Raw genomic sequence first — 1,994 nt, 5'->3', positions numbered from 1 at the left:
CCCGTCTTTGACACCGGCGAACGGTAGTCGACTTCATATCCCCAGCTAACAGGCCTGTTAGCTGGGATTCAGACAGGTTTACCCTTTGGTACTTTTTACCTTGGCGCTGTGCGCGGCTGTGAGCACTTTGCCCATCTGACGGTTCGTGACGATCTCGAAGTCCGTGCGCAGCCCGAACGCGTCGTGCAGCGCGTCGGTCACGTCGTCGCGAGTGTAGGCGGGAACCCAGCCCTCGCCGGAAAGCTCCAACACGTCCATGCCCCGCAGCGCGGAGAGCAGCTCCTCGCAGGTGAACCTATGGCCCAGCCGGTCGTCCATCAAGCGGTAGACCAGCAGCGCGATGAAGCAGGTGAGGAAGTGGCCGCGAATCCTGTCGGCACGGCTGAGGTAGACCGGGCGGGCCTTGAACTCGGTCTTCATGATGCGAAAGCACTCCTCGATCTGCCAGCGGCGCTTGTTCACGGCGATGATGTCGTCAGGGTCGTCTTCCAGCGACGTCGCGATGCATGAGAACCCGTCGTAGCGAGCCTCTTCGGCAATCTTGGACTCGTCGAGGGACACGACGGCCCGGTCGGCGAGCTCGCCTTCAGCCGTGACGTGCTCGACGGAGAGGAGCCGGGCCGGGTCGTTGGGGTTGCGCCTCTCGGCAGCCCTAGCCCCCTTGGCCGCCCTCGCAACAGCACGCTCGGCCTGCTGTTCGCGTATGGAGGCCTGGTACTCCATGTACTTGAGCGAGAAGGTAGCGACGTAGCGCTGCTCGAAGCCGTCGTCGTCCTTGACCCACTTCTCCTTGTAGAACACGCGCTCCCGCATCTCGGTCTCGCCGACCTCGCGCAGGTCGTAGACCGCATCAGAGCCCGAAAGCATCCAGCCCGTGCGGTCAAGCGCCCACTCGCGTAGATCTGCCCTCATCTTCTTGATGCTCTGCACCGTGACGAATGCGCGCCCGCCCTCGGTGTTGAACAGGCGGTTGTCCTTCGAGGAGAGCCCGGCGTCGGTGCACACCACGAACTTGGACTCGCCGAACTCCTCCATGATCGTGCGCTCGAGCGGCTTGAGCGTCACCTGCTCGGACGTGTTGCCGGGCGTGATGCGAAACGCCAGCGGGACGCCGTCGGCGTCCATGAACAGGCCCATCTGCACGATCGGGTTCGGTCGGTGCTCCTTGGAGATACCGTAGCGCCGGTCTCCGTTCCCGTCAGCGCCCTCGATCTCGAAAAAGTAATTGGTGCAGTCGTAGTAGAGCACTCCCGTGCGTCTGCGGACCAGCTTGGAGGACGACTTGTAGAGGGCGGCCTGGATAGTGTCGGAATGCTCGGCCAGGACCGATAGCGCGCGGTAGACCTGGTGCTCCGCGAACGCCGGGGGCTCGACGAGCTTCTGGCACCACTTGAACGTGGCGAGCTTCGACGAGGGGGCGAGCATCCTGCCGATGACCAGGTGCTCGGCTATCTCGCCGAGATCGAAATCGAAGTCCTGTCCTTCGGCGATCCTGTCGCATATGCCTCGCAGCCTAAGCTCGGAGAGGACTTTTGCGGGAAACAGGTAGCCTGCGTTCGCACGGCGCCTCGCGCCCTTTCCTATCCGCTTCGCGGGCCTGAGCCTTATGGTCACGGCAGCTGCGTCGGAAGCCTCCTTCTCGGTCATGCGTGCGATCTCGGCGCGTGCCCACTCGATCGCGCCGTCGTAGTCAAGACCCTCGCGCTCCATGACCTCCTCGGCAGTGCCGAGCTTGGCCGCTATCTTCGAAGAGGTCTTTTTGGTCCTAGGGTCGTACGTTGACTTGATGGCGTACAGCCTCGTGGACTTAGACGACCTTGTGACCTTCAGGCGCATGGGCATGTCCGTCCTCTCTGCTACATGCCCATATTATACTAGAAAGTACCCAAAAGTACCATATATCAATATTGACAAATTTGACATCGGGCAACAAAAAAGCCCCGTTCATCGGGGCGATCAGAATCTGGATAACCTATTCATCTGTCAAAGACCCG

General features: G+C 61.5%; 1 protein-coding gene. It reads right to left on the bottom strand.

The features are described from left to right. Window positions 1–78 precede the first annotated feature (78 nt). Entirely contained in the window at window positions 79–1,842 is a 1,764-nt protein-coding gene (locus tag G7Y49_RS11885) for an IS1634 family transposase (protein WP_206214699.1), read from the bottom strand. Window positions 1,843–1,994: the final 152 nt, after the last annotated feature.

Origin of the sequence: Adlercreutzia sp. ZJ242, assembly GCF_011038995.1 — a bacterium.
In the GTDB taxonomy this organism is placed as follows: domain Bacteria; phylum Actinomycetota; class Coriobacteriia; order Coriobacteriales; family Eggerthellaceae; genus CAAEEV01.
This window is presented reverse-complemented; position numbering and strand designations above follow the sequence as displayed.

Bases quoted from the DNA above. Each gene is read 5' to 3' on its own strand.
- G7Y49_RS11885 (WP_206214699.1), bottom strand. From the start codon at position 1,842: ATGCCCATGCGCCTGAAGGTCACAAGGTCGTCTAAGTCCACGAGGCTG.